The organism is Longispora fulva, from assembly GCF_015751905.1.
Lineage (GTDB): Bacteria > Actinomycetota > Actinomycetes > Mycobacteriales > Micromonosporaceae > Longispora > Longispora fulva.
This window is the reverse complement of record NZ_JADOUF010000001.1, coordinates 319,372-344,759: the sequence shown is the minus strand read 5'-3', so window position 1 is coordinate 344,759 and position 25,388 is coordinate 319,372. Positions and strand designations below refer to the sequence as shown.

24 protein-coding genes are annotated in these 25,388 nt (G+C 70.5%); 15 read left to right on the top strand and 9 right to left on the bottom strand.

Annotated features, from left to right (window positions below; all coding sequences use genetic code 11):
* Positions 1 to 40: 40 nt before the first annotated feature.
* Positions 41 to 1,048 carry a sugar phosphate isomerase/epimerase family protein gene (locus tag IW245_RS01485; protein WP_197001394.1) on the top strand — a complete coding sequence of 336 codons (1,008 nt, stop codon included), beginning with the start codon at positions 41 to 43 and terminating at the stop codon, positions 1,046 to 1,048.
* Positions 1,049 to 1,188: 140 nt separating this feature from the next.
* Here IW245_RS01485 and IW245_RS01480 read toward each other — a convergent pair whose 3' ends face one another.
* Complete coding sequence (locus IW245_RS01480; protein WP_197001393.1) at positions 1,189 to 1,398, bottom strand: hypothetical protein; 210 nt, start codon at positions 1,396 to 1,398, stop codon at positions 1,189 to 1,191.
* 10 nt (positions 1,399 to 1,408) lie between these two features.
* On the opposite strand from IW245_RS01480, the gene IW245_RS01475 reads away from it, so the two are divergent.
* Both IW245_RS01475 and IW245_RS01470 read left to right on the top strand, forming a co-directional pair.
* Entirely contained in the window at positions 1,409 to 2,905 is a 1,497-nt protein-coding gene (locus IW245_RS01475; RefSeq protein ID WP_231399155.1) for a DUF4419 domain-containing protein, read from the top strand.
* Between the two features lie 399 nt (positions 2,906 to 3,304).
* Entirely contained in the window at positions 3,305 to 3,676 is a 372-nt protein-coding gene (locus IW245_RS01470) for a VOC family protein (RefSeq protein ID WP_197001391.1), read from the top strand.
* 168 nt (positions 3,677 to 3,844) lie between these two features.
* Here IW245_RS01470 and IW245_RS01465 read toward each other — a convergent pair whose 3' ends face one another.
* A complete protein-coding gene (locus IW245_RS01465; protein WP_197001390.1) occupies positions 3,845 to 4,138 on the bottom strand; it encodes a DUF1330 domain-containing protein in 294 nt (97 codons plus the stop codon).
* A gap of 188 nt (positions 4,139 to 4,326) precedes the next feature.
* Between IW245_RS01465 and IW245_RS01460 the strand changes: the two genes are divergently transcribed.
* A complete protein-coding gene (locus IW245_RS01460; protein ID WP_197001389.1) occupies positions 4,327 to 5,229 on the top strand; it encodes a LysR family transcriptional regulator in 903 nt (300 codons plus the stop codon).
* Positions 5,230 to 5,386: 157 nt separating this feature from the next.
* Here the strand turns inward: IW245_RS01460 and IW245_RS01455 are convergent, their stop codons facing one another.
* Positions 5,387 to 5,977 carry a GntR family transcriptional regulator gene (locus tag IW245_RS01455; RefSeq protein WP_231398617.1) on the bottom strand — a complete coding sequence of 197 codons (591 nt, stop codon included), beginning with the start codon at positions 5,975 to 5,977 and terminating at the stop codon, positions 5,387 to 5,389.
* Between the two features lie 208 nt (positions 5,978 to 6,185).
* Here IW245_RS01455 and IW245_RS01450 point away from each other — a divergent pair, with 208 nt between their 5' ends.
* Genes IW245_RS01450 through IW245_RS01405 form a run of 10 tightly spaced genes read left to right on the top strand, consistent with a single transcriptional unit; the run spans position 6,186 to position 15,686 of the window.
* Positions 6,186 to 7,235, top strand: a complete 1,050-nt coding sequence (locus tag IW245_RS01450) for a sugar ABC transporter substrate-binding protein (RefSeq protein ID WP_197001387.1) — start codon at positions 6,186 to 6,188, stop codon at positions 7,233 to 7,235.
* Positions 7,235 to 8,323, top strand: a complete 1,089-nt coding sequence (locus tag IW245_RS01445) for a mandelate racemase/muconate lactonizing enzyme family protein (protein ID WP_197001386.1) — start codon at positions 7,235 to 7,237, stop codon at positions 8,321 to 8,323. Before IW245_RS01450 ends, IW245_RS01445 begins: the two co-directional genes overlap by 1 nt.
* On the top strand, positions 8,320 to 9,399 hold the full coding sequence (locus IW245_RS01440) for an ABC transporter permease (protein ID WP_197001385.1): 1,080 nt from the start codon (positions 8,320 to 8,322) through the stop codon (positions 9,397 to 9,399). Before IW245_RS01445 ends, IW245_RS01440 begins: the two co-directional genes overlap by 4 nt.
* A complete protein-coding gene (locus tag IW245_RS01435) occupies positions 9,396 to 10,385 on the top strand; it encodes an ABC transporter permease (RefSeq protein WP_197001384.1) in 990 nt (329 codons plus the stop codon). The genes IW245_RS01440 and IW245_RS01435 overlap by 4 nt, the downstream gene beginning before the upstream one ends.
* Positions 10,382 to 11,896 (top strand): sugar ABC transporter ATP-binding protein, encoded by a 1,515-nt coding sequence (locus IW245_RS01430; RefSeq protein WP_197001383.1) that lies wholly within the window; start codon positions 10,382 to 10,384, stop codon positions 11,894 to 11,896. The genes IW245_RS01435 and IW245_RS01430 overlap by 4 nt, the downstream gene beginning before the upstream one ends.
* The gene (locus tag IW245_RS01425; protein ID WP_197001382.1) at positions 11,893 to 12,747 is read left to right on the top strand and encodes an amidohydrolase family protein; all 855 of its coding nucleotides are present in this window, start codon (positions 11,893 to 11,895) and stop codon (positions 12,745 to 12,747) included. The genes IW245_RS01430 and IW245_RS01425 overlap by 4 nt, the downstream gene beginning before the upstream one ends.
* A gap of 18 nt (positions 12,748 to 12,765) precedes the next feature.
* A complete protein-coding gene (locus IW245_RS01420) occupies positions 12,766 to 13,605 on the top strand; it encodes a fumarylacetoacetate hydrolase family protein (protein ID WP_197001381.1) in 840 nt (279 codons plus the stop codon).
* A complete protein-coding gene (locus IW245_RS01415) occupies positions 13,606 to 14,349 on the top strand; it encodes an SDR family NAD(P)-dependent oxidoreductase (protein WP_197001380.1) in 744 nt (247 codons plus the stop codon).
* A gap of 14 nt (positions 14,350 to 14,363) precedes the next feature.
* On the top strand, positions 14,364 to 14,687 hold the full coding sequence (locus tag IW245_RS01410) for an L-rhamnose mutarotase (protein WP_197001379.1): 324 nt from the start codon (positions 14,364 to 14,366) through the stop codon (positions 14,685 to 14,687).
* Positions 14,688 to 14,696: 9 nt separating this feature from the next.
* Positions 14,697 to 15,686 (top strand): aldo/keto reductase, encoded by a 990-nt coding sequence (locus IW245_RS01405; RefSeq protein WP_197001378.1) that lies wholly within the window; start codon positions 14,697 to 14,699, stop codon positions 15,684 to 15,686.
* A gap of 73 nt (positions 15,687 to 15,759) precedes the next feature.
* Here the strand turns inward: IW245_RS01405 and IW245_RS01400 are convergent, their stop codons facing one another.
* The 4 genes from IW245_RS01400 to IW245_RS01385 all read right to left on the bottom strand — a co-directional run bounded on the left by IW245_RS01400 (position 15,760) and on the right by IW245_RS01385 (position 20,382).
* Positions 15,760 to 16,353, bottom strand: coding sequence for a LutC/YkgG family protein (locus IW245_RS01400; protein ID WP_197001377.1), 594 nt, complete (start codon positions 16,351 to 16,353; stop codon positions 15,760 to 15,762).
* Positions 16,350 to 17,801, bottom strand: coding sequence for a LutB/LldF family L-lactate oxidation iron-sulfur protein (locus IW245_RS01395; protein ID WP_197001376.1), 1,452 nt, complete (start codon positions 17,799 to 17,801; stop codon positions 16,350 to 16,352). The genes IW245_RS01400 and IW245_RS01395 overlap by 4 nt, the downstream gene beginning before the upstream one ends.
* Entirely contained in the window at positions 17,798 to 18,493 is a 696-nt protein-coding gene (locus IW245_RS01390) for a (Fe-S)-binding protein (protein ID WP_197001375.1), read from the bottom strand. The genes IW245_RS01395 and IW245_RS01390 overlap by 4 nt, the downstream gene beginning before the upstream one ends.
* A gap of 65 nt (positions 18,494 to 18,558) precedes the next feature.
* Positions 18,559 to 20,382: an alpha-L-fucosidase gene (locus IW245_RS01385; protein ID WP_197001374.1), complete on the bottom strand. Its 1,824-nt coding sequence runs from the start codon at positions 20,380 to 20,382 to the stop codon at positions 18,559 to 18,561.
* A gap of 239 nt (positions 20,383 to 20,621) precedes the next feature.
* Between IW245_RS01385 and IW245_RS01380 the strand changes: the two genes are divergently transcribed.
* Complete coding sequence (locus tag IW245_RS01380; protein WP_197001373.1) at positions 20,622 to 21,920, top strand: L-fuconate dehydratase; 1,299 nt, start codon at positions 20,622 to 20,624, stop codon at positions 21,918 to 21,920.
* Positions 21,921 to 22,071: 151 nt separating this feature from the next.
* Here the strand turns inward: IW245_RS01380 and IW245_RS01375 are convergent, their stop codons facing one another.
* The gene (locus IW245_RS01375) at positions 22,072 to 24,903 is read right to left on the bottom strand and encodes a glycosyl hydrolase family 95 catalytic domain-containing protein (RefSeq protein WP_197001372.1); all 2,832 of its coding nucleotides are present in this window, start codon (positions 24,901 to 24,903) and stop codon (positions 22,072 to 22,074) included.
* Between the two features lie 196 nt (positions 24,904 to 25,099).
* On the bottom strand, positions 25,100 to 25,342 hold the full coding sequence (locus IW245_RS01370) for a hypothetical protein (protein ID WP_197001371.1): 243 nt from the start codon (positions 25,340 to 25,342) through the stop codon (positions 25,100 to 25,102).
* Positions 25,343 to 25,388: the final 46 nt, after the last annotated feature.

The window sequence follows — 25,388 nt, the reverse complement described above, 5'->3', positions numbered from 1 at the left end:
GCACGCACATGCCGCTCGACCCGACGCACGGAGGCCCACGATGACGCGACCAGTCACTCTCTTCACCGGCCAGTGGGCCGACCTGCCCTTCGAGGAAGTGTGCCGGCTCGCCTCCCTGTGGGGCTACGACGGGCTGGAGCTCGCCTGCTGGGGCGACCACTTCGAGGTCGACAAGGCTCTCGCCGACGACTCCTACGTGCCGCGCCTGCGGGAGACACTGGACCGGTACCAGTTGAAGGTGTGGACGATCTCGTGTCACCTCACCAGCCAGGCCGTCTGCGACCACCCGATCGACGAGCGCCACGAGGCCATCCTGCCGGCCAGGATCTGGGGCGACGGCGAACCCGAGGGCGTCCGCCAACGCGCCGCCGGCGAGATCAAGGACACCGCCCGGGCCGCCGCCAAGCTCGGGGTCGACACCGTCGTCGGGTTCACCGGCTCGTCCATCTGGCACACCCTGGCCATGTTCCCGCCGGTACCCCCGAAAATGATCGAACGGGGTTACGTCGACTTCGCCGACCGGTGGAACCCGATCCTCGACGTCTTCGACGAGGTCGGCGTCCGCTACGCCCACGAGGTGCACCCCGGCGAGATCGCCTACGACTACTGGTCCACCGCCCGAGCACTGGAGGCGATCGGACACCGGCCGGCATTCGGGCTCAACTTCGACCCCAGCCACTTCGTCTGGCAGGACCTCGACCCGGTCGGGTTCCTCTACGACTTCCGGGACCGGATCTACCACGTGGACTGCAAGGACGCGGTCAGGAGACTCAACGGGCGCAACGGACGGCTCGGCTCGCACCTGCCCTGGGGCGATCCGCGACGCGGCTGGGACTTCGTGTCCACCGGCCACGGCGACGTGCCCTGGGAGTCCTGCTTCCGGATGCTCAACACCATCGGATACCAGGGGCCGATCTCCGTGGAGTGGGAGGACCCGGGGATGGACCGGCTGCGCGGCGGCCCCGACGCCCTCGCCTTCGTCCGGGCACTGACCCTCATCGAGCCACCTGCGGCGTCCTTCGACGCCGCGTTCTCCCGCCCGGCCTGAGAACACTCGGCGAGGGCTGGGCGGACACGACAGCTGGCGGAGCACCTGGTCGCGCTTGTCGGTCACGGTGAGTTCGATGCCATCGACCTCACCGGGCCAGCTTGAGGGCTTGCCCTTGATTCGGCGAGGACCTGAGGCCGTCACCGCCGCGTGCCTGCGGCGTCGTGTCCTCGCCAGGGTGGGGCAGCCATCCCGGTGCGGTCGAGGTCGTAGGTGGTGGTGAGGAAGGCGTCGGCGACCGACTGGGCGGGGTTGTCGGGGTCGGCGTCGATGAGGTCACTTTCCGGGAATGAACATGATGGGAGGGCCAGGTCGACGGGTCGGTGGGCGGGGCCGCCGACGGCTACCATCGCGGTGGTGATGTTCCAGGTGGATGAGGTGACCCCGGCGGCGAGCCCGCTGCCGACCGTGCCGCTGAGCTCAGTCAGCCCTGGCGCACTGGCCGTCGGCGGCGACCCCGACCGGCGGGTGCTGGCGCCGGGCGGAGTGCATCCGCTGCTCGCCGCGGTCGGCCGGGCCTTCGCCGAGCACCGGCCCCTGGTCCTGTCCCCGGACGCGGTCTGGCTGACGATCGCGCAGGGCGTCGCCCAGCACGTCCGCCTGCACGCCGAGGAGCTCCGCGACCACCTGGTCAGCCACCGGGGCCGCCGGGACCTGACCGTGCCGGTCACTGCGGTGCCGGTGGACGCGGCGGGTTGGTCGCGGGCCGTCGACCAGTTCGCCGACCTGCTGGAGGGCGAGGTCGGCGAGCTGCCGGGCTGCGACTTCAGCACCAGTACCGCCGTCGACCGGACCGCCGGCCGGGTCGTGATGCTCGACGTGTACTCGCCCTACTTCGCGCTCGTCATGGTCGCCGTGTGCGGGATACCCACGGTCACCCTGACCGGCACGGTCGCCGACTGGCGGCGGATCGCCGACCGCGTCGATACCCTCGACCGGTACGGGCTGCACGAGTGGCGGCGCTCGCTCGCCCCGATCGCCGCCCAGTTCGTCCGAGCCGCCGCAGGCGACGTCGACACCGCGTTCTGGCGTCGGATCTACAACCCCGTCGACGCCTACGGCGGCGAGCTGATCACGGGCTGGGCGGCACGGCTGTACCCGTACCTGCTGGAGGACGGCGGCATCGACCGCCCGAACCCGCTCCTCGAGCTCCCCCTCGACGAGCCCCGCGACCTGACCGTCGACCACCGGTCCTACCGTGGCCCCGGCATCAGCAGCGCCGGCGTGCCCGCGACGCTGTCCAAGGTGCGGATCACGATCAACGACCGCACCCTCGACCAGCTCAGTGCCGTGGAGCTGCACGCCGGGTTGGTCGGGATCGCCCAGGACCCGGACGGGGCACTGCGGCCGGTCGCCGGCTGGCACCTGCTCCCCGCGACCGTCCACATCGACCACGTGCTCGACCGGATCGTCGCAGAGCACGAGACCACGCCGCCGGTCGCGAACCGGTTCAAGCCGTACGCGGTGTCCGCCGAGGCGCTGGCGCTGTACCGGCGGTTCGGGTCGGCGGCCGCTCGGAACCAGGGCGGCTGGCGGGTCCTGCCCGTGGCCGACCACAAGCATGTCCGGCGCGACCAGGTGCCGGTCACCGCGATCGCGGAGTTCGCCGACGGCCGCAGCCTCGCGGTCGGCCACCACCACCACCCGAGCGCGGCCGCGTACTGGGTGATATGCGGGATCGGGGAGAACCCGGACCGGTCGCACCCACTGGATCCGCCGCACCGGCTGCTGGAAGCGCCCGCGGACATCCCGGTGATCGGCACGTCGCTCGCCGAGATCCTGGAACGGCTGCTCGACGGCGCGGACCTCGCGGGACTGCAGACCTGCCGGCTCAGCGACCTGGACGCGTCGACCTGACCGACCGCGGGCGCCCGGGATCGGGTCGAGGCTATCGCGCTCGACCTCCGCGCCGACCTCGCCGACGGATCCGACGGATCCGACGGAGACACCTACAGGGAAGAGGCCAGGCAGATCCGCGAACAGCTCGCCATCCCCGCGCTCCTCAGCAACTCCTTCTGACCCGCGACCGGTCGTCCCCGAGCGGCCCGGGCCGCGGACTTCGCCCGGCCAGGGTCAGGCGGCGCCGCCACCGACGTTGCTCCCGGCCACGCGGAGAAACACCGACCACGCGGGCCGGCCACGGGAGTCCCGAGGCCGGCCGCCAGAGAGCAGCGGACTCGCCGGTTCCGGCGCCCCGCGCCCGTCCGCTGGCGGACTATGGGGGTTCAGGACCGTAGACACGGAAGGCAGCAGCTCATGACCTGGAAGATCGAACTCATCTTCGTACCGGTGACCGACGTCGATCGCGCGAAGGACTTCTACGCCCGGATCGGGTTCCACGCCGACCACGACCAGGTGCCCTTCGACGGGCTCCGGTTCGTGCAGATGACGCCCCCGGGGTCGGCGTGCTCGATCGCGTTCGGAACGAACCTCGGCATCGACCTCGAACCGGGACGCCAGAACACGATCCAGGTCGTGGTGCCGGACGCCGACGAAGCCCTGGCCCAGCTCCGGGCCGCTGGCGTTGACGCGAGTGGCGTCGACGACCAGGCCTGGGGCCGGTTCGTCCGGTTCGACGACCCGGACGGCAACACCTGGACGCTACAGGAACTGCCACAGCGCGACTGACTGTGCGCGATCAGCAGGCCCTCCTCAGCCCGGCGTCGATCCCGATCGCCAGGACCACGCCGTCGAACACTGAACCGCCGCCAGCCAGCGGGGCATAGCTGCGAACTCGTCTCGTGAGCACCGTGGCTTTTCAGGTGACGGATGCTCAGCGATGGCTGGGCCCACCGGTCAGTCGATGCCTTCGATGATGCGGAAGTCGCGCTCGACGCCGTCGGGGAGGGCCACCAGCGCCTTCTGGTATGCCTCGCTCTCGTATGCCGCGACGGCCTGTTCAAAGCTGTCGAACTCGATCAGAACGACGCGTTGCGTGATTCCGGCCTCGTGGGCGACGACTCGACCGCCACGGGACAGGGTGCGCCCGCCCCCAGCCTGGACAGCCGGACGGGCCAGCTCGGCGTAGGCGGTCAACCTCTCAGGGTCGGAAATGGCGGGGTAGACACTGACCCAGTAGCCGTTAGCCATGGATACCTCCTGTGTTCGGCCGGACAGGTCCGACTCCGCATTGACACTCAGTTCGGTCGATCCCGGCGATGGGTACTGTGGTCAGTGGAATCGTCATATGCGCAGGTTAGGGCTTGATGTGCGGTCGAGGGAAAGACCGGTACGGGATAGACTCAGAACGGCTCGTTATCAATCGGCAGGGAGGGCACGTGGCGCCGGATACGGTGAGCCTGCGGTACTTCCTGGTGCTGGCGCAGGAGTTGAACTTCACCCGCGCGGCCGCACGGATCGGTATCGCACAGCCCGCACTCAGCGCCCGGATGCGCCGATTGGAGGCGGAACTCGGTACGGCCCTGCTGGTCCGCAACACGCGTAGCGTCGTATTGACCACGGCCGGTGCGGCTTTGGCGGAATCCGCGCCGCCCGCGCTGGCGGCACTGGACCGGGCGTGGGACACCGCCCGGAGCGCGGCGGCCGGTGAACTGGGCACGCTGCGCATCGGATACAGCCTCAGCGCCGGGGCCGAGACGGCACCGGCCCTGGTGGACAGACTGATCCGCGGCAACAGCGGGCTCCAGGTCGGCGCGGTCCCGATGGCGACACCGGAGATCTCCCCCGCGGTCGCCGACGGCCGCATCGATGCCGGGATCACCCGCGGTGAACAACCGGGCCGTGGCGTGCGCCGGTTCCTGCTGCGGCGTGCGCGCATCGGGGTCCAGCTGGCGCAGCACCATCCGCTGGCCGAACACCCGGAGATCGAGATCGCCGACGCGGCCGCGTATCCGCTGCGACTCCCGGATCGTGCGGCCAACCCCGTGATCCACGATCAGCTGTCCGCACTGTTCCGAGACACCCGACCACACCCCCGATTCCACACGCCCGCAGTCTCTTTCGACATGTCTCAGCGCGACCTGCGCGACGGGGTCACCCTCGCCCCGGCCGGAGAAGCCGCGGCCACGGCACAACCGGCCGGTCTCACCTGGCGACCGCTGCGGGGCGCGCCCAGCATGACGTTCCACCTGGTCCTCCCACGCGAGCAGTCGCCGCTACACCGCCGGATCCGTGCCGTCGCCAAAACCCTGGCGCACGAGCTGCACTGGCTGCCGGACTGACGCGCAAGAGGTCAAGCGAGACGGACGCCTGCGGCGGCAAGGCCCAAGACCCGGTCCTGGGCGCGGATCGGGCTGTGCGGGCACGGCGTCCGGGTCTGACCCCTGTCGTGCAGGGCCGCCCGCGCGGGGTGCTGGTGGTCGGGACGACGCGTGTTCGCTACTCGAAGGCCGCCAGGTGCCGGGCCCGCGCCGACGCGAGGTGGTCGTGCATGGCGGTGGCTGCGGCGTCACCGTCGCCGGCCAGGATCGCCGCGACGATGGCTTCGTGCTCGGCGCCGGTGTTGCCGGCCGTGGCCTGCGGGAAGTGCAGTCGGTGCAGGTGCAGGTGGGCGTGCAGGCGGAAGACGGCATCGCGGAGCATGGCGTTCCCGGCCAGTTCGGCGATGCTGTCGTGGAACTGGGCGTCGAGCGCGGTGAAGTCGGCGTAGCTGCGGTATCCGTCCACCACGTCCGGACTCATGCCCAGGTCCGCACCCGTGAGAGCCAGCTCCCGGGCGGCCAGGGGGGCGCGGGTGGCGGCGCGGGTGGCGGCGGCCGTTTCGAGCACGATGCGCAGGTCGAAGAGTTCCTCGAACTCCGCGCGGGTCAGCAGCGGGGCCACCGTGTAGCCGGCGAGGGGGCGCTTGCGGACCAGGCCGTCGGACTCCAGGCGGGCGAGGGCCTCGCGCACCGGGGTGGGTGAGACCTCCAGCTCGCGGGACAGGGCGTCGATGTTGACCCGGTCGCCCGGCGGGATGCCGTGATCCATAATGAGTGCTTTGACCGTTTCGTAGACATCCTCGCTGAGGGTGAGTCGACGAGCGGGACGGACCCGGGGCGAACGGCCTGGCGCGGCTGTTGACTCGGCCATCTGTGGCTCCTTCGGCTATTGACGGGTCCTCGCTCGGCAGGTAAACATTATCGCAGTCGACATCCTATAGGATCGACGATAAAGGGACAAGGATCGGGTGATCGAGATGACACGGATAAACGTCAAGCTGGGCGTCGGGCTCGCGGTGCTCCTCGCGGTGGGCCTCTCCGGGGCGGGCTGCACGAAGAAGAGCGACTCCGACCCGGCAGCCTCGGCGGCCAAGACGGCCGACAAGGTGAAGGTCGCGTTGGTCCCCGGTGGCGCGCACCCCTACTTCCAGCCGTGGAAGACCACGGCCGGCAAGGCGAAGACCGACTTCAAGCTCGGCGACGCGACGTTCGACGAGACCGCCGGCTGGGACCAGACCAAGCAGAACGACGTGCTGAAGTCCCTCGCCGCGCAGGGCTTCAACGCGTTCGGCATCTTCGGGGTGTCCCCCGACAACATCAACTCCACCTTTGAGGACCTCAAGCGGCAGGGCTACCCGGTGGCGTCGCTGGCCTCGTGTCCGGCCGGGGAGAACAAGGCGGACTTCTGCCTGTCCACCGACGTCGAGGTGGCCGCGTACAAGGCGGCGAAGGCGACCATCGACGCGATGGGCGGCACGGGCAACCTCGTGCACCTGACCGGCAACAAGGTGGACTCCAACACCCAGCGCCGGATCAAGGGCGTGGAGAAGGCCGTCGCCGAGACCAGCGGCAAGGTGGTCCTGATCGAGAACGTCACCGACATCGACAAGGACCTGCAGACCGCGAAGAAGGCCGTCGCCGACCTGCTCGCCGCGAAGGGCAAGCAGATCCAGGGCATCGTCAACACCGCGTACAACCCGTCCGTGGCCTCGGCCGAGGGCGTCAAGCAGTCCGGGTTGCCGATCAAGGTGGTCGCGATCGACGACGACAAGACGATCCTGGACGCGATCCGCGACGGCTCCATCTCCGGCACCGTCCTGCAGAACCCGGTCGGCCAGTCCTACGTCGGCTCCTACGCCCTGATGAAGCTGTCCACCGGCTGCACCATGAAGACCTCCGGCGTGATCGTCGACTCCGGTTCGTTCGTGGTCACGAAGACCGGGTTGGACTCCTACGAGGCCCAGCGCACCGCGAAGACCGAGGAGCTGCGCAAGCAGTTCGACGCCGAGTACCTGAGCTGCAAGTAGTGAACACGATCATTCGCGCCGAGGCGTACCTGGTCGACGTGGCGGTGGAGACCGTACGCACGGACGCGCTCCAGACGTTCGTCAAGCAGGAGACCCTGTTCGTCGAGGTCACGGCAGCTGACGGCGGGACGGGGGTCGGCTACTCGTACACGATCGGCACCGGGGGGACTGCCGTGCTCGCGCTGCTGCGAGACGTGCTGCTGCCCCGGCTCGTCGGGCTCGACGGGTCCCGGGTGGAGCACGTGTGGCGGGAGCTGTACAACGTCACCCGGGCCACCGCCGTCGGGGCGATCACGTCTCTCGCCCTGGCCGCGGTCGACACGGCGCTGTGGGATCTGCGGGCCAGGGCCGCCGGCCTGCCCCTGTGGGTCCTCGCCGGCGGCGCGAAGGACCGCATTCCCCTGTACGACACGGAGGGCGGCTGGCTGCACCTGCCCGTCGAGGACCTTGTGACGGCGACCAAGGCCAGCCGCGACGCGGGGTGGCGCGGGGCCAAGCTCAAGGTGGGCAAGCCGTCGGCCGCCGAGGACGTGGAACGGCTCACGGCGGTCCGCCAGGCGGTGGGCGACCGATTCGACATCATGGTCGACGCCAACCAGTCGTTTACCACCGCCGAGGCGATCCGCCGGGCCCGGCTGTTCGAGCCCCTCGACCTCGCCTGGTTCGAGGAGCCGCTGCCCGCCGACGACGTCGCCGGCCACGAGATCCTCGCCCGTTCGACCAGCCTTCCGGTGGCCGTCGGGGAGTCGATGTACTCGATCGGCCAGTTCGCGGAGTACCTGCGCCGCCAGGCCGCCGCGATCGTGCAGGTCGACGTCGCCCGGATCGGCGGCATCACGCCCTGGCTCAAGGTCGCGCACGCGGCCGAGGCCAGCAACGTCACGGTGTGCCCGCACTTCCTGATGGAACTGCACGTCAGCCTGTGCGCGGCTGTGCCCAACAGCTCCTACCTCGAACACATCCCGCAGCTGCGCGCCATCACCCGCACGGAGATCGCGGTGGTCGACGGACAGGCGCTCGCACCCATGGCACCGGGGCTCGGCATCGACTGGGACCCCGACGCCATCGACGACAGGAGGGTGGCATGAGAGCCCTCCGTGACCTGGCCCGGCCCACGGCGGCGCGACCTGCCCCGGCCCCGCGCCGGGGGCGTTACCTGCCACTGCTGATGAACCAGCGGGTCGGCCTCACGCTGGTGATCATCGCCCTGGTGGTGGTGTTCTCCTCGCTGCGGCCGGCGTTCCTGGACACCCGGTTGACGATCGCGCCCCTCCTGGCCGACATCACCGTGTACATCGTGGTCGGGCTCGCCCAGCTCGCGGTCCTGTCCCTCGGCCACATGAACGTGGCCGTGGGCAGGATGGCGGCCCTGTCGACCTTCGCGATGGGCTTCGCCTACTCCCAGTGGGACGTTCCCCTGATCGTGGGGCTGCTCATCGGTCTGGCGGTCGGGGCGGCGATCGGTGCCCTGTCCGGCGGCATCATCGCCGTGACCGGGGTCAACTCGTTCGTGGTGACCCTCGCGCTCGACTTCGGCCTGCTCGGCCTGGTGACCATCCTCTACACACGGTTCGCCGGCGGGGTGGCGTTCTCCGCGCGGCCCGCCGGCCTGTCGGCGCTGCGCAACGACACGTTCGCCAACTACTGCCTCGGCGACGTGTGCGGGCCGCGGATCCCGCTCGTGCTGCCGATCGCGGTCATCGCGGCGATCGCCGTGGGGGTGCTGTTCCGGCACGCCCGGGTCGGCCGGGAGATGCTGATGAGCGGGTCGAACATGCGGGCGGCCGAACTGTCGGGCATCCCGACCCGCCGTCGCGTCGTGCAGGCCCACGCGCTCAGCGGGCTCCTCGCGGCTCTGGCGGGGTTCCTGCTCGCCGCGAACAACGGCGCGTTCTCCGCGGCCATCGGCGAACAGTTCCTGCTGCCGTCGTTCCTCGCGCCCGTGCTCGGTGGCACGCTGCTGGCCGGCGGCGCGGTCAGCGTCCTGGGCACCGTGCTGGGCGCGACGGCCTCCCAGGTCATCTACAAGGGCCTGAACCTGCTCCAGTTCTCCCTGGAGAACCTCAAGATCTACATCGGCCTGGTACTGCTCGTCGCGTTGTCCCTCGACCGGGTCCGCACCGTGCTCGTCCAGCGCCGACAGGACAGGGAGGCGGCGAAGTGATCTCCTCGCCCACAACCAGACCGGACACGCCCACGAAACGTGAGCTCCGGGGTGCCAACGAGCTCACGCTCGGGGCCCTCGCGCTGGTCGGTTTCTTCGCCCTCGCGGTGGCGACCGACTTCAACCTGCTCACCGCCGGCACGATGGACGCGTTCCTGCGCTTCCTCGCCGTACCCATCGTCATCGGCCTCGCGCAGATGGCCGTCCTCGCCGTGGGCCAGATGAACCTGTCCGTCGGCGCGCTCACCGGCTTCTGCGCGATGGCCTCGGCCGGGCTGATGGTCGACACCGGGCTGCCGGCACCCGTCGCCGTCCTCGCGGCCCTGGCGATCGGCACGGCCGCCGGGCTGGTCAACGGCCTGCTGGTCGTCGGTACCCGGATCAACGGGTTCATCGTCACCCTCGCCACCATGACGATCTTCGAGGGGCTGCGCTACGGCATCAACGGCACCGGGACGTACCAGGACTACTCCCCCGCCCTGGTCCGCATCGGCCACGCCTCGGTGCTCGGGATCCCGCTGGTCTTCCTGGTCGCGCTGGCCGTCGCGGGCGGCGTGGCGGTGTTCTTCCGCCGCTCCGTTCCCGGTCGGCACATGCTGGCCTCCGGGGGCAACCCCTTCGCCGCGCACCTGTCCGGCATCTCCAACAACCGGTCCATCGTGCTCGGGCACGCGCTGTCCGGGCTGCTGGCCGGGGTCGCCGCGGTCATGATCGTGGCCGACCTCGGCTCCGTCAACGCCTCCGTCGGTGACGACCTGCTGCTGCCCAGCTTCGCCGCGCCGATCATCGGCGGGGTCGCGCTCACCGGCGGCGTGATCAGCGTGTGGGGCACCGTGCTCGCCTCGTTCCTGGTCCGGCTCGTCGAGGTGACCCAGGCGCAGTTCAACATCAACCGGCGCTTCATCGACCTCGTCATCGGCGCGGTCGTGCTCGGGGCCGTGCTGCTCGGCCGTGCCCGGCACAAGATCTCTGGAGGCGACCAATGACGAGTCTGCTCACCGCCACCGGGCTCACGAAGACCTTTCCGGGGGTACGCGCGCTCGACCGGGCCAACCTGACCATCGCGGCCGGTCGGGTCCACGCCCTCCTCGGCGAGAACGGCGCGGGCAAGAGCACCCTAATCAAGATCCTGACCGGGGTGTACCGCCCGGACGGCGGCCAGATCCTGGTCGACGGCCGCGAGGTGCACCTGCACAGCCCGGAGAAGGCGCGGCGCGCAGGCATCGGCGTCGTCCACCAGGAACGCAACCTGATCGGGGCGTTCAGCGTCGCGGAGAACATCTGCCTGGAGCAGCTCCCGCGGCGACGCGGCCTGGTGGACCGGGGCCGGATCACCGCCGAGGCTCGGCGCTGCCTGGGGCTGCTCGACCTCGACCTCGACCCGTCGACTCCCGTGTCGCGGCTGTCTCCGGCACAGGCCCAGCTCGTCGAAATCGCCAAGGCCCTGGCCGCCGACTCCAAGGTGTTGCTCCTGGACGAGCCCACCGCCTCGCTGACCTCGGACGAGGCGGACCGGCTCTACAACGTCGTGCGCAAACTCCGCGACGCCGGCCACGGGATCGTCCTGGTCACCCACAAGCTGGAGGAGGTCTTCGCCGTCGCCGACCAGCTCACCGTGCTGCGCGACGGCCGTAGCGTCGTGGAGTCCTCCCTGCTGGGCGCGTACAGCCACGACGACGTCGTCAACGAGATGGTCGGCCGGGAACACAACCAGGTCGCCCTCGCCACCCGACGCGTGATCCCCCCGGGCAAGCCGGCGCTGGCTGTCACCCGCGTGTCCACGGCGGCCGGGCACCGCGACATCACCCTGCATGTCCAGCCCGGCGAGATCCTAGGGCTCTACGGCCTCGTCGGCGCGGGCCGCACCGAACTGGCCAGGACCCTGCTCGGGCTCGGCCGGATCACCGAGGGCACCGTGGTCGTCGACGGCGCGACGGCCGACATCCGTGACGTCGGCGACGCCCTACGGCGATACCGGATCGGGTACGTCACCGAGAACCGCAAGGAGGAAGGCGTCTTCCTCGAACAGACCATCGCCCGGAACGTGGCGGTCACCGTCTGGTCGAAACTCGCGAGATGGGGCCTCGTCCGGGACCGCGCCGAGCACTCCATCGTCACCGAGTACACGCAGCGGCTCAACATCAAGCTCAGTTCGGCCGAACAGCTCGCCGGGCAGCTGTCGGGCGGCAACCAGCAGAAGGTCAGCCTGGCCAAGTGGCTCGCCGCCGACTGCAAGGTCCTGATCATCGACGAGCCGACCGTCGGGATCGACATCCGGTCCAAGGGCGCGTTCCACCAGCTCATCGGGGACCTGGCCGACAGTGGGGTGGCGGTGCTGCTCATCTCGTCCGACCTGCCCGAGGTGGTGGCCCTGGCCGACCGGATCGCGGTCATGCGCGACTTCCGGATCGCCGGCGAGGTGGTCAACACCCGCGAGTACACCCCGATGAGCCGCGCGATCATCCGGCTCATCCACGGAACGGGGATGGCGGCGTGAACCAGGTACCGGTCGTCGACGCCCACCAGCACCTGTGGACGGCGGACTATCCGTGGTTGGCGGGTCCGGGGCTCACCGCGATCCGACAGGACTTCACGGTCGCCGACCTGCTCCGTGTCCTCGCCCCGGCAGAGGTCGGCGGAACGGTCCTGGTCGAGGCCGGCGTGTGCGAGGCGGCCGAGACTGTCCGGTTCCTCGCGCTCGCCGCGTCGACGCCCGAGATCCTCGGGGTCGTGGGCTGGGCGTCGTTCAGTGACCCGGACATCGCCGGGACCGTGCACAGGTACCGCGAACTCCCCGGCGGTGCCCTGCTCGTCGGCGTCCGCGACCAGGTGCAGGCCCAGTCACGGGCCTACCTCGCCCATCCGGATGTGCGCCGGATGCTGGCGCACCTCGGCGGTCTCGGACTGGTCGCCGACCTGGTCGTACGCAGCGACCAGCTCGGCGAGTGCGTCGAAGCCGCCCGCACCACCCCGGGCACCACGTTCGTCCTGGATCACCTGGGCAAGCCCCCGATCGGCGGGGACCGCGCCTCGCGGGCGGCCTGGCGGCGGGCGATCACCGACCTGGCCGGCTGCGGCAACACCGCCGCCAAGCTGTCCGGGCTCACCCAGGAGGCGGGGCCGGGCTGGACCCCGGCGATGCTCCAGCCCTACGTCGACACGGCGCTGGAGGTGTTCGGCCCCGACCGGCTGATGTTCGGCTCCGACTGGCCGGTGTGCACGCTCACCGCCAGCTACGGCCAGGTCCGAGCCGCGCTGGACACCTGCCTGGCCGGCCTGTCCCGCCACGACCGGCGCGCCATCTTCGGCGGCACCGCGATCCGCGTCTACGGCCTCGACCTCCTCTGAACATGGAAAGGCACCACCATGCGCGTCGCACGACACGGACCACCCGGGCGGGAACGCCCCATCGCCGCCGGTGACGACGGGATCTGGCGGGACATCAGTTCCGTGACCCACGACATCACAGGAGCCTGGCTCGACGGCGGCCCCGCCCACCTGCGGGCCGCGTTGCCCGGGCTGCCGGCGGTGCGCGGGATCGAACGGTTCGGCCCGCCCGTGGCCCGGATCGGCAAGATCGTCTGCGTGGGGTTGAACTACCGCGACCACGCGGCCGAGACCGGCGCGGACATCCCCGCCGAGCCCATCGTGTTCCTGAAGACCCCGGACACCGTCGTCGGACCAGACGACGACGTACTGATCCCCCGCCGGTCGGTGAAGACCGACTGGGAGGTCGAACTCGCGGTCGTGATCGGGGCGCAGGCCCGCTACCTGGACTCCCCGCAGCAGGCCCGGGCGCACATCGCCGGCTACGCGATCAGCAACGACGTGTCCGAGCGGGAGTTCCAGCTCGAACGCGGCGGGCAGTGGGACAAGGGCAAGAACTGCGAGACGTTCAACCCGCTCGGGCCGTGGCTGCTCACCGCCGACGACGTGCCCGACCCGCAGGCGCTGGGCCTGCGGCTGTGGGTGAACGGGAAGCAGCGCCAGGACGGCAGTACCAAAAATATGATCTTCGATGTTGATTTCGTGGTGTGGTATCTGAGCCAGTTCATGGTGCTCCGCCCGGGTGACGTCATCAACACGGGCACCCCGCACGGGGTGGCGCTCGGCCTGCCCCGCACGCCCTACCTGCGGCCCGGCGACGTCGTCGAGGTCGAGATCGACGGCCTCGGCCGGCAACGCCAACAGTTCAGGGCGGCATAGATGAACGACTTCACGGGACTCCGCGCGCTCGTCACCGGCGGCGCGTCCGGTATCGGCCTGGCCACGGCGGAGATGCTGGCCGCGCGGGGCGCGAGGGTCGCGGTGCTCGACCTCGCGGAGACGGGCCCGTTCACCTACGTGCGCGCCGACGTCTCCGTTGACGCCGAGGTGCGCGCGGCCGTCTACGCCGCCGTCGACGTCCTCGGCGGCCTGGACGTGCTCGTCAACAACGCCGGCATCGGCGCGCAGGGCACCGTCGAGGCCAACACCGACGACGAATGGCACCGGGTACTCGACGTCAACGTCCTGGGCGTCGTGCGGGTGACCCGGGCGGCACTGCCCTCGCTGCGCGCGTCGGAACACGCCGCGATCGTCAACACGTGCTCCATCGCCGCGACGGCCGGCCTGCCCGAGCGGGCGGCGTACTCGGCCAGCAAAGGGGCGGTGCTGGCCCTGACCCGGGCGATGGCCGCCGACCTGGTCCGCGACGGCATCCGGGTCAACGCCGTCAACCCCGGCACCGCCGACACCCCGTGGGTGTCCCGGTTGCTCGACCGCGCCGCAGACCCGGCCGCCGAGCGCGCCGCCCTCGAAGCCCGCCAACCGCACGGCAGACTGGTGTCGGCCGAGGAGGTCGCCGCCGCGATCGCCTATCTCGCCTCGCCGCTGGCAGGCTCGACCACCGGCGAGGCCTTGGCCGTCGACGGCGGCATGGCCGGCCTCCGGCTCCGCCCGAGAAGCTGACCCGAGGAGTGACCATGCGAAGGTTCGCCGCCGTGATCCGACTGCGGCCCGAGAAGGAGGCCGAGTACCGGGCCCTGCACGCCGACGCCTGGCCCGGCGTCCTGTCCACGATCCGCGCCGCCCACATCACCAACTACTCGATCTTCCTCCGCGACGGGCTGCTGTTCAGCTACCTCGAGTACACCGGCGACGACTACGACGCCGACATGGCCCGGATCGCAGAAGACGAGACCACCCGCCGCTGGTGGGCCCTCACCGACCCCTGCCAACAGCCCCTCGACAGCGCCGCCGAGGGCCAGTGGTGGGCGCCGGCCGAAGAAGTGTTCCACCTCGACTAGGAGAGCATCATGCACCGCAACCCCCTCGGGCGCACGAACGTCGAGGTCACCTCGCTCGGCTTCGGAGCCGCCCCGATCGGCAACCTGTACCGCGAGATCGACGACGAGACAGCGGACGCCGCCGTCCGCGCGGCCTGGGACGGGGGTGTCCGCTACTTCGACACCGCCCCGCACTACGGCCTGGGCCTGTCGGAGCGCCGCCTCGGCGCCGCCCTCGCCGGCAAGCCCCGCGCCGAGTACACGATCTCCACCAAGGTCGGCCGGCTCCTCGTCCCGAACCCCGCGCCCACCGGCTCGGACCTCGACAGTGGCGGCTTCGCGGTCCCCGACGACCTGACCCGGGTGCTGGACTACACCCGCGACGGCGTCCTGCGCAGCCTGGAGGCCAGCCTCCAACGGCTGCGCACCGACCGGATCGACATCGTCTACGTCCACGACCCCGACAACCACCTCGACCAGGCGGTCGCCGAGACGATCCCCGCCCTGATCGAACTGCGCGACCAGGGCGTCATCGGGGCGATCGGCGCGGGCATGAACTACGTCGAACCCCTGCTGCGCATCGTCACCGAGACCGACGTCGACGCCGTCATGCTCGCCGGCCGGTGGACCCTCGCCGACCGGTCCGGCGCACCCCTGCTGGCCGCCTGTGCCGAGCGCGGGGTCTCCGTCGTGGCCGCCGCGCCGTTCAACTCGGGCCTGCTGGCCAACCCGAACCCGGCCGACGGGGCGTACTTCAACTACGGGCCCGCGTCCCCCGACGTGCTCGGGCACGCGCGCGCCCTGGCCGCGGTCTGCGACCGGCACGGCGTCGAGCTGCCACACGCGGCCATGCGGTTCCCCGGCCTGCACCCGGCCGTCGCCTCGGTCGTGGCTGGGATGCGCAACTCCTCGCAGGTCGAGGGCAACGTGCGCTGGGCGACGCGCGCCCTAACCGAGGAGCTATGGGAGGACCTGGCGTCCCTGGACGCGGAGCGGCCGACGTCGCTGCGGGAGGCGTGACCGACCGCGCTGGGCGGCGCGGCGAAGGGATCCCGGGCTGGGACCGCGTTGGCGGCCAGCCCGGGATCTCCTGTCAGTCCACGATGATCACGTCGAGTCGGCGGGGGCCGTGCACGCCCTCCACCCGCTGGAGTTCGATGTCGCTGGTCGCCGACGGCCCGGAGATCCAGGTCTGGGGCCGGCGCGGATCCAGCAGCGCGACCGCTTCCGGCAGACCCGCCACTATCTGAGCGGCGTCGACAACACACACATGATGATCGGGTACCAGGGTCAGCGCGCGCCGCCCCTGCCCCGCTCCCCCGTCGAGAATGATCGTGCCCGTGGCAGCGATGGCCACCCGGCAGCCGGTGACGACCGCCGCCGCCCCGTCGAGCTGCTCGACGTCGAGCGGTTCGCGCAGGACCACGCCTCCGTAGCCACTCATCCAAAGCGCGGGCAACTCGCCGGGCACGACAACGGCGGATGCGTCCGCCAGGCATGCGGCCACGGCGGCCCCGACCTCGGCCCGGGTGCTGCGGCGCACCCTGGCCCTGTAGTCGACGAGCCGGTCTATCAGCAGGTCGACGGAGGCGTCCCCTCCGCGCCGGTAGTCGCGGGGCACCTCCACCGGCGGGATGTGAGTGACCGCCGCGCGCAGGCGGGTCAGGATCTCCTCGCGGGCGCTCATGGCGTCTCCTCGACGGGGTGAGTGTGGCCCTGCGGACCGGCAGTCTGGTCGCGGTGCTTCCACCAGTCACGGAACGACTCGGCGGCCGGTAGTGGTGCGTCGCGGGCGTCGGTCCACTTCGAGCCGGGCCACGGCAGCCGCGACACGGTCCGACGGCCGAGGGCGGCGGCGAGCGGGCCGGTCCCCAGCTGGGCCAGGCGCTCGGCGGCGGCGAACCGTTTCGGGCTGCGCATCAGCCACGCGGCCACCGACATGGCGGCGCGCTCGGCCGGGGAGTGCGGGGCCTGGTCGCGCAGGTGGACCAGTACCTCCGGAATGTTGATCTTCACGGGGCACACGTCGTAGCACGCGCCGCACAGCGTCGAGGCGAACGGCAGCGAGGCGTTCTCCCCGATCCCGGTGAGCTGCGGGGACAGGATCGCGCCGATCGGGCCGGGGTAGACGGAGCCGTAGGCGTGCCCGCCGGCGCGCTCGTAGACCGGGCACACGTTCAGGCAGGCCGAGCAGCGGATGCAGCGCAGGGTCTGGCGGCCGACCTCGTCGGCGAGCGTGGTTGAACGGCCGTTGTCGAGCAGCACGACGTGCACATCGGACGGCCCGTCGCCGGGGGTCACCCCGGTCCACGTGGAGGTGTACGGGTTCATCCGCTCCCCCGTGGACGACCGGGGCAGGACCTGCATGAACACCTCCAGGTCGGCGAACGTGGGCAGGATCTTCTCGATTCCGACGACGCTGACCAGCGTGTCCGGCAGGGTCAGGCACATCCGGCCGTTGCCCTCGGACTCGACGACGACCAGGGTGCCGGTGTCGGCGATCGCGAAGTTCGCGCCGGAGATCCCGACCTTCGCGGACAGGAACCGGCGGCGCAGGTGTGACCGGGCGGCCTCGGCGAGCGCGGCGGGGTCATCGGTCAGGTCCGCGTCGGCGGGCATCTCACGGACGAAGATGTCGCGGATCTCGGCCCTGTTGTAGTGGATCGCCGGCACCAGGATGTGCGACGGGGTGTCGTGCGCGAGTTGCACGATCAGCTCGGCCAGGTCGGTCTCGAACGCCGCGATGCCGTCGCGTTCCAGGGCCTCGTTGAGACCGATCTCCTGGGTGGCCATCGACTTGACCTTCACGGCCGAGGTTTCGCCGGTGCCCCGCACGATCCGCGACACGATCTCGCATGCCTCGGCGGCGTCGCGCGCCCAGTGCACGGTCGCCCCCGCGGCGGTCGCCCGTTCCTCGAACCGCTCCAGCAGCTCCGGCAGGCGACGGAGCACGTCGTCCTTGATCGCCGCGGCGGTCGTCCGCAGCGCCTCCCAGTCCGGCAGCTCGCCGACGGCGTGGGCGCGCCGGTCCCGGATGGTGTGGGTGGCTCGGCGCAGGTTGGTGCGCAGCTGCGGGTCGCCCAGTGCGACCTTCGCCGCGCGCGGGAACGGGACGCCACTGGCCAGGGGGTTCATGACGCCAGTACCTCCGCGTAGTGGATGTGGCGCGCGCGGGCCTTCTGCCGGGTCAGGCCGCCGCCGATGTGGGTCAGGCACGAGTTGTCCACGGCCGCGACATAGTCGGCTTCCGTGTCGGCGATGTTCCGGCACTTGTCGGCCAGCATCGCGCCGGAAACGTCCGCGTTCTTCAGGGCGAACGTGCCGCCGAAGCCGCAGCACTCCTCCGCGCCACCGAGTTCGAGCAGCTCGATACCCTCGACCGCGCGCAGCAGGCGCAGCGGCTTGTCGCCGAGGCGGAGCATTCGCAGGCCGTGGCACGTCGGGTGGTAGGTGACCCGGTGCGGGAAGCGGGCCCCGACGTCGGTCACGCCGAGGACGTCGACGAGCAGCTCGGACAGCTCGTAGGTCCGCGCGGCGACCCCGGCGGCGTCCGGTACCAGGCGGGGGTAGTTGTCCCGGGCCATCGCCACACACGAACCCGACGGGGCGACGACGGCGTCGTAGGGCTCGAAGGTGCGGACGAAGTTCTCCACGAGGGGCACCGCCAGCTGCTGGTAGCCGGAGTTCAGGTGCATCTGCCCGCAGCAGGTCTGCGCCTGCGGGAAGTCGACCCGGTGGCCGAGCCGTTCGAGGATCCTCACGGTCGCGATGCCCGTGTCCGGGTACAGCAGGTCGTTCATGCAGGTGACGAACAGGGCGATCCTCATGGGTACCTCATGGGTTCAGGTCGTCCCGGTGGCTGCCCGCCACCGGGACGACGGCGTTCGACGGGTCAGCCGAGCGCGCCGATCTCCGCGAGGCGGTCACGGTACGGACTCGTGATCTGCCCGTTCTTGTCCGGCCCCACGTTGAGCAGGTAGAGGGCGTTACCGTTGTTGATGCTGGTCTTCTGGCTCTTGATGGTCGCGGCGGCCTTCGGCGTGCCGGTCGAGGTGGTGTAGAACCACGTGTTGTTTGGGCACAGCGTGTCCGACGCGTCCTTCGGGACACTGTTGTTCGGCGGGAAGCCCTGGACCGGCACCTCCCACACCATCACGTCGGTGGTGGTCAGGCTGGACGTGTGGTCGTTGTTGGCGACCAGGGTCGTCGGGGACACGTCCCGGATGAAGTCGCGGACCGGCTGGTAGGCGATCTGCGAGTACGGGATCTGCCAGCCCCAGCCGTCGAACCACAGGTAGTCGATCGTGCCGTAGTTGGTCAGCAGCTCACGGAGCTGGTTCTTGATCAGTTCGGGGCTGTCGCCGTTGTGCCGGTCCCAGATGGAGAAGTAGATCCCGACCTTGAGGCCCTTGGCCCGCATCGACGTGACGTAGTCGCGCACCAGGTCGCCGTTGCCGCCCTGCCACGGGCTCGACTTCACGCTGTAGTCGGACTGGGCCGTCGGCCACAGGGCGAAGCCGTCGTGGTGCTTGGCGGTCAGTACCCCGAAGGTCATCCCGGCCGACCTGATCGCGTCGGCCCACTGGTCGGTGTCGACGCTGGACGGGTTGAACGCCGAGGGCGGCGTCTGCGGGTCAGCCCACTGGACGTTCGTCATCGTGCCCATGCCGAAGTGCATGAACATGCCGAACTTGTTGTTGTGCACCCAACCGGACGGGTCGCTTTCCATCAGCATGCCCGGACCGTATACCTGCACCTCGGCGATGTTCAGGTAATCGGTGCCGACGAGCTGCACCCGCAGGTACCGGGCGCTGCGGTTGACGGCGACCGTCACCGACGGCGAGGGCGCGCCCGCCACGTAGTAGGACGAGACGCCGGCCTGGTTGCGGGCCGTGGTCAGATCCGTCGAGGTGATCGGGGTGTCGGAGGCCAGCAGGTAGAAGTTCGCCAACCGGCCTGTGCAGCAGTCGGTGCGGTTCCACACCACCACGTTGGTGAGCGGCTCCTTGGAACGCAGGTCCAGCGCCCACCAGGGCTGGGGCTCTGAGTTCGTGTGCGCCAGGATGCTGGAATCGCCGGTCGTCACCTCGTCGTTGGCCAGCGTCGCCGGGTGGTTCGGGTAGGTGGAGCTCTGGGTGGCCAGGCCGCCCGGGGCCAGGTTGCGCGCCGTGGTGGTCAGCGGGGTCGCGACGACCTGCACCTCGGCGAGGCTGAGGTAGTTGGTGCCGGCGAGCTGCACCCGCAGGTACCGGGCGCTGCGGTTGACGTGCACGGTCGCTGACGGCCCGGTCAGGCTCGCGACGTAGTAGGAGGTGACCCCGGCCTGGTTACGGGCCGTGGCCAGATCCGTCGAGGCGATCGGGGTGTCGGAGGCGAGCAGGTAGAAGTCCGCCAGCCTGCTGCCGAAACCGCCGTCGGTGCGGTTCCACAGGGTGACGTCGCGGATGCCGTACCCCTTGTTGAGGTCCGCCGCCCACCAGGCCTGCGCCTCGGAGTTCGTGTGGGTGACGGAGTTGTTGGCGTACACCCCGTTGGTGTTGCCGTCCACCGCGCGGGCGGCCACGCCGCCGTAGCCCGTCGAACTCTGGGTCGCCACCGCTCCCACAGCCACGTTGCCCGCGTCGGCCTGAGCCGGCGCGGCCGGGAACAACGGCGTCGCCAGCGCTGCGGCAAGGAGCACCCCTGCCAATGCGCCTCGGATTCGTCTCGGGGACATCGTTCCACCTCTCAGAGATCATAGATCCTATACGATTACTCCCCCGACACCACGCGCTAGTTGATTCAGTCGGCTCGCCGGGCCGCCCACTGGCGACTGGAACCGCTCGTGCCGCACATCACATCCCCAGGGCATTTCGTAGATCCTACAGGATATTAGAATCCCCCTGATGGCGGCGTCAAGGACGCGTTCGTTGTGACCCACCGCCCGGCCAGCACCCCCACCCATCGGGAGAAGACATGACGCGCATCCTCGCGGTCGAGACCCACGACATCCGGTTCCCCACCTCCCGACACCTCGACGGCTCCGACGCCATGAACCCCGACCCGGATTACTCGGCGGCGTACGTGATCCTGCGGACCGACACCGGGGTGGACGGGCACGGGCTCACCTTCACCATCGGCCGGGGCAACGAGGTCTGCCGGGCCGCCATCGACGCCCTGGCGCCGTTCGTGGTGGGCCAGAGCGTGGACGACCTCGGCGAGTTCGCCCGCCGGCTCACCCACGACTCCCAGCTGCGCTGGCTCGGCCCGGAGAAGGGCGTCATCCACCTCGCCTCCGCCGCCGTGATCAACGCCGCCTGGGACCTGGCCGCCAAGCTCGCAGGCAAGCCCGTCTGGCAACTTCTCGCGCAGATGACCCCGCAGCAACTCGTCGACCTCGTCGACTGGCGGTACCTGACCGACGCGCTCACCCCGCAGGAGGCACTGGACCTCCTGACCGCCGCCGAACCCGGCCGCGAACGGCGGACCGCCCACCTGCTCGGCCACGGCTACCCGGCATACACCACCTCCCCCGGCTGGCTCGGCTACGAGGACGACAAGCTCGTCCGGCTGGCCCGGGAGGCCGTCGCCGACGGGTACACCCAGATCAAACTCAAGGTGGGCGCCGACCTCGCCGACGACGTGCGCCGGCTCGGCCTGGCCCGCGCGGCGGTCGGGCCGGACATCCGGATCGCCGTCGACGCCAACCAGCGGTGGGACGTCGCCGAGGCGATCCGGTGGACGAGCGCGCTCGCCCCCCACGACCCGTGGTGGATCGAGGAGCCGACCAGCCCCGACGACGTGCTCGGACACGCCGCCATCCGCCGGGCCCTGGCCGGCGAGGCGCCCGGCACCCGGCGGATCCGGGTCGCGACCGGTGAACACGTCCAGAACCGGATCGTCTTCAAGCAGCTGATGCAGGCCGAAGCGCTCGACTTCGTCCAGCTGGACGCATGCCGGGTCGGCGGGGTGAACGAGAACGTCGCGATCCTGCTGCTCGCGGCCAAGTTCGGCCTACCGGTCTGCCCGCACGCCGGCGGGGTCGGGCTGTGCGAACTCGTCCAACATCTGTCGATGTTCGACTACGTGGCGGTCTCCGGCTCGCTCGACGACCGGGTGATCGAGTACGTGGACCACCTGCACGAGCACTTCGTGCACCCGGTGGAGGTGATCGGCGGGGCCTACCAAGCTCCGACCGCGCCGGGCTTCTCCGCCGAGATGCACCCGCTGACGCTGAAGCGGTTCGCGTACCCGGACGGCGCGGAGTGGGCCTGACGTCAACGACCGGGTGCCGACCCACCCGGGAGGACGGTCGGCACCCGGTCCAGCGGCGTCCGGCCGTCCGGGCGATCCCCGGACGGCCGGTCTCACACTCGGGCGTGACCGTGGTGCCGCCGGTCAGCGTCCGGCGCGGCCCCGCCCGTCCTCACGCCTGGTCCAACCGCCAGTGCTGGCTGGTGGCCCCGGTGTCGGTCTGCTGCACGATGCTGGAACCGGCGTCGACGCCGATCACCTTGCCGCTGCGCGCACTGACGAGCTTCACGTAGCCGCCGCCGGCGTCGTCGAGTCGCCACTGCTGGTTGGTGCTGCCCGATCCGTTCCACTGGATGATCGCGGCACCGTCTGCCGCAGAACCCCCCGAGACGTCCATGACCAGGTTGCTGTTGACGTTCGCGATGGTGAAGTGGACGGTGTCGGCGCGGGTGAACCGCCACTGCTGATTGGCGTTGCCGTGCCTGGTGTACGCGATCAGTGCCGCGCCGGCCTGAGTGGACGACCCGGGCACGTCGATGGCCTTGCCGCTCTGCCGGTTGACCAGGACACAAACCGATGAGGTCCCGGACGGGGTGACGGTGGCCGAGCCGCTGGCCGGCAGCACGACGACCTGGCTCCAGGACCCGGACCGCACGACGGTCGACGTGCCGGCCACGCCGCGCAGGGTCGCTGAGGTCACCGCGCCGTTGGCCCAGGTGAGGTCCACGGTGAAGCCGCCCCGGGCCCCGATGCCGGTGACCGAACCCGTCGCCCACGCGCCGGGCAGCGCGGGCAGCAGCTCGATCAGGCCCGGCCGGGAGTAGACGAGCATGTCGAGCATCGCGGCCGGGGTGCCGTAGTTGGCGTCGATCTGGAATGTCGTGCTGCTGTACATGTCGAAGAGGTTGCGGGCGGTGGAGCTGGTGCCGATCACGTTGAGCACGGTCTGGTAGGCGTTGGCCGCGTTCTTCAGCCGGGACCAGCACAGGGACCGCCACGCGGTGGCCCAGCCGTAGCTGTTGAGTCCCCGGGCGGTCAGCAGGCCCCGGGCTCCGTTGACCAGCGCGGTCGGGCTGGCGTCGGTGGTGATCCGGTCACCCGGGAACAGGCCGGCGAGCGGGGACAGATGCCGGTGCTGCAGGTCGCCCCAGGTGGTGGGGGCCTGCATCCATTCTTCGAGGTACGGGGTCTGCGGGTCGGTGCTGACCTCGGGCAGGAACAGCTTGTCCTGCAGCCCCTTGATGGTCGCGGCGTAGGTGGCGTCCACGCCCAGGATGTCGCATGCCTTGCGGTAGTAGTCGAACAGCTGCCAGACGAGCTCCTGGGCGTAGGTGACGCCCTGCTGCATGCCGCCCTGCTCGGGTGACCAGTCGCTGTCGTCGACCAGCACCGTGACCTGCTGTCCGGTGGCCTGGGACGTGATGGTCTTCGAGACCAGCCGGACCTCCCAGAACTGGCAGGCCCCCTTGACGAGGGTGTAGATCCTCTGCAGGTAGGCCCGGTCCTGGGTGTACTCGTAGTGTTCCATCAGCGAGTTGCACAGCCAGGCGTTGCCGGCCGGGTGCCAGTCCCAGCCCAGGCCACCGAAGATGTTCGACGAGATCGCGGTCGTCCAGCCGGCGACCCGGCCCGATGAGTTGCGGTACCTGTTGCGGGAGTCGTTGAACAGCTGCTGGGTCAGGGTCGTCCACGACGGCACCTGGGCGAGGCAGTAGTCGACGAGCGGGTCGAAGCACGCCGACAGGCCGGCGCGGTCCGGCAGCCAGTAGTTCATCTGGAGGTTGATGTCGGTGTGGTAGTCGCCCAGCCACTGGTCGGCGTCGTTGTGGTCGAGCCACAGCCCCTGCAGGTTCGTCGGCAGGCTGCCGCGCGAACCGGTGATCGTGAGGTAGCGACCGAACTGCAGGTAGCTGGCCTCCAGCTCCGGGTCGGCGGCCGACGGGGCGGGGTTGGTGCCGCGGGCGGTGAGGCGCGCGGCGGTGTCCAGGCCGCGCTGGGCGGCGGTGGAGGCGCCGAGGTTGACCGTCATCGTGTTGTACAGGGCCTGGTAGTCGGCCACATGGGTGGCCAGCAACGTGTCCCCGGAGACCGCCGCGGCGGCGGCGGCCTTGGCGGTGGCGACGGCCTTCGGGTCGACGCCGGCGTCCTTGTACGACGTCGCCAGGTCGGGCGTGTAGTTGGTGCCGCCGGTGAGGATCACGACGACCTCGGAACAGTTGGTGAACGTGACGGCGGCGCCCGAGGACGAGACTGAGCCACCGGTGTTGGCCACCTTCACCGCCGCGGCGTACTTCAGCCCGTTGGCGAGTGTGCCACCGAACGAGGCCGCCGAGCCGGACGCCGTCGTCGTGTTCGAGTGTGTGCCGTTCAACGACACCGAGCCGGTGTAGCTGCCGCCGCCGCTCTGCTTCAGGCGGACGACGATCACGTCGTCGGGGTGGCTGGCGTACACCTCGCGGGTGTAGGTCACGCCGCCCAGCTGGTAGGACGCCGACACGTAGCCGTTGCTCAGGTCGAGTTGGCGCTTGTAGTTGGTGATCGAGGCCGTGGTGTGCGCCGGGATGGCGAGGTATGCCTTGGCCAGGAGCTGGAAGGCGCCGAACGTCGTGTTGTTGTACGGGAACTGGCCTCCGCCGTCGAGGGCGCCGTTCAGGGTGCCGGTCCACAGGGTCGCGTCCGACAGGTACAGGAAGTCGTTCGACGGGTCGCCACCGACCAGCGCGCCGAGCCGGCCGTTGCCGATCGCCAGGCCCTCCGAGATAACGCGGCTCTCGACGGCGGGCGTCGGATACCACAGGGTCGTCGCCTGGCCGGCGGGCACCAGCGTGAGGCTGGTCGGGCGGGCGTCGGCGGCGAGGGCGCTCTCCGCGAACACCGGCAGACCACCCAGGGTCAGGAACGCACCTACGGCGCCGCCGATCCTCAGGACGTCGCGTCGGGAGGGGTGCTGGTCGGGGACCGATGGTGTCATTTCCAGGCCTCTCAGGGTGGACCGGACAGCCATCCGCCCGATCATAGATCCGATAGGATTTTGAGGGTCCACTCCTGATCGGCGGCTGTCAACCCTCGAACGACACGTCGCCACGGCGCTTCGCCCCCAGTCGCCCGGACCCGTGGTGGGCGGGCCCCTGCCGACGCGCGGCGAGGGCCCGCCCATTCGTACAACATCACGTTTTGGGTATTTCGCCCGCGTCAGGTCGTCACGGGGTGTCGACCAGGTCGGGCAGCTTGGCGTCGAACAGTGCCTCGAATCGCGTCGACGGTTCGACGAACTTCTTGTCGCGTGCGGCGTTGGCGTAGTCGGCGGCCCAGGTCGACGCGGCGAGCCGCTGGGCCGGGGTGCCGTGGTGGCCAGGCTCCCGACGGCCGCCCGCGCCGGTCGCGGCCCTGATCATCTGGTTCCACGCGGACCCGTCGACGCCCGGCCGGGCGAGTCTCGTCATGGCCTGGGCCGCGAGTCCGCGGGCAGCTTCTTCAGTGCGGCGTCGA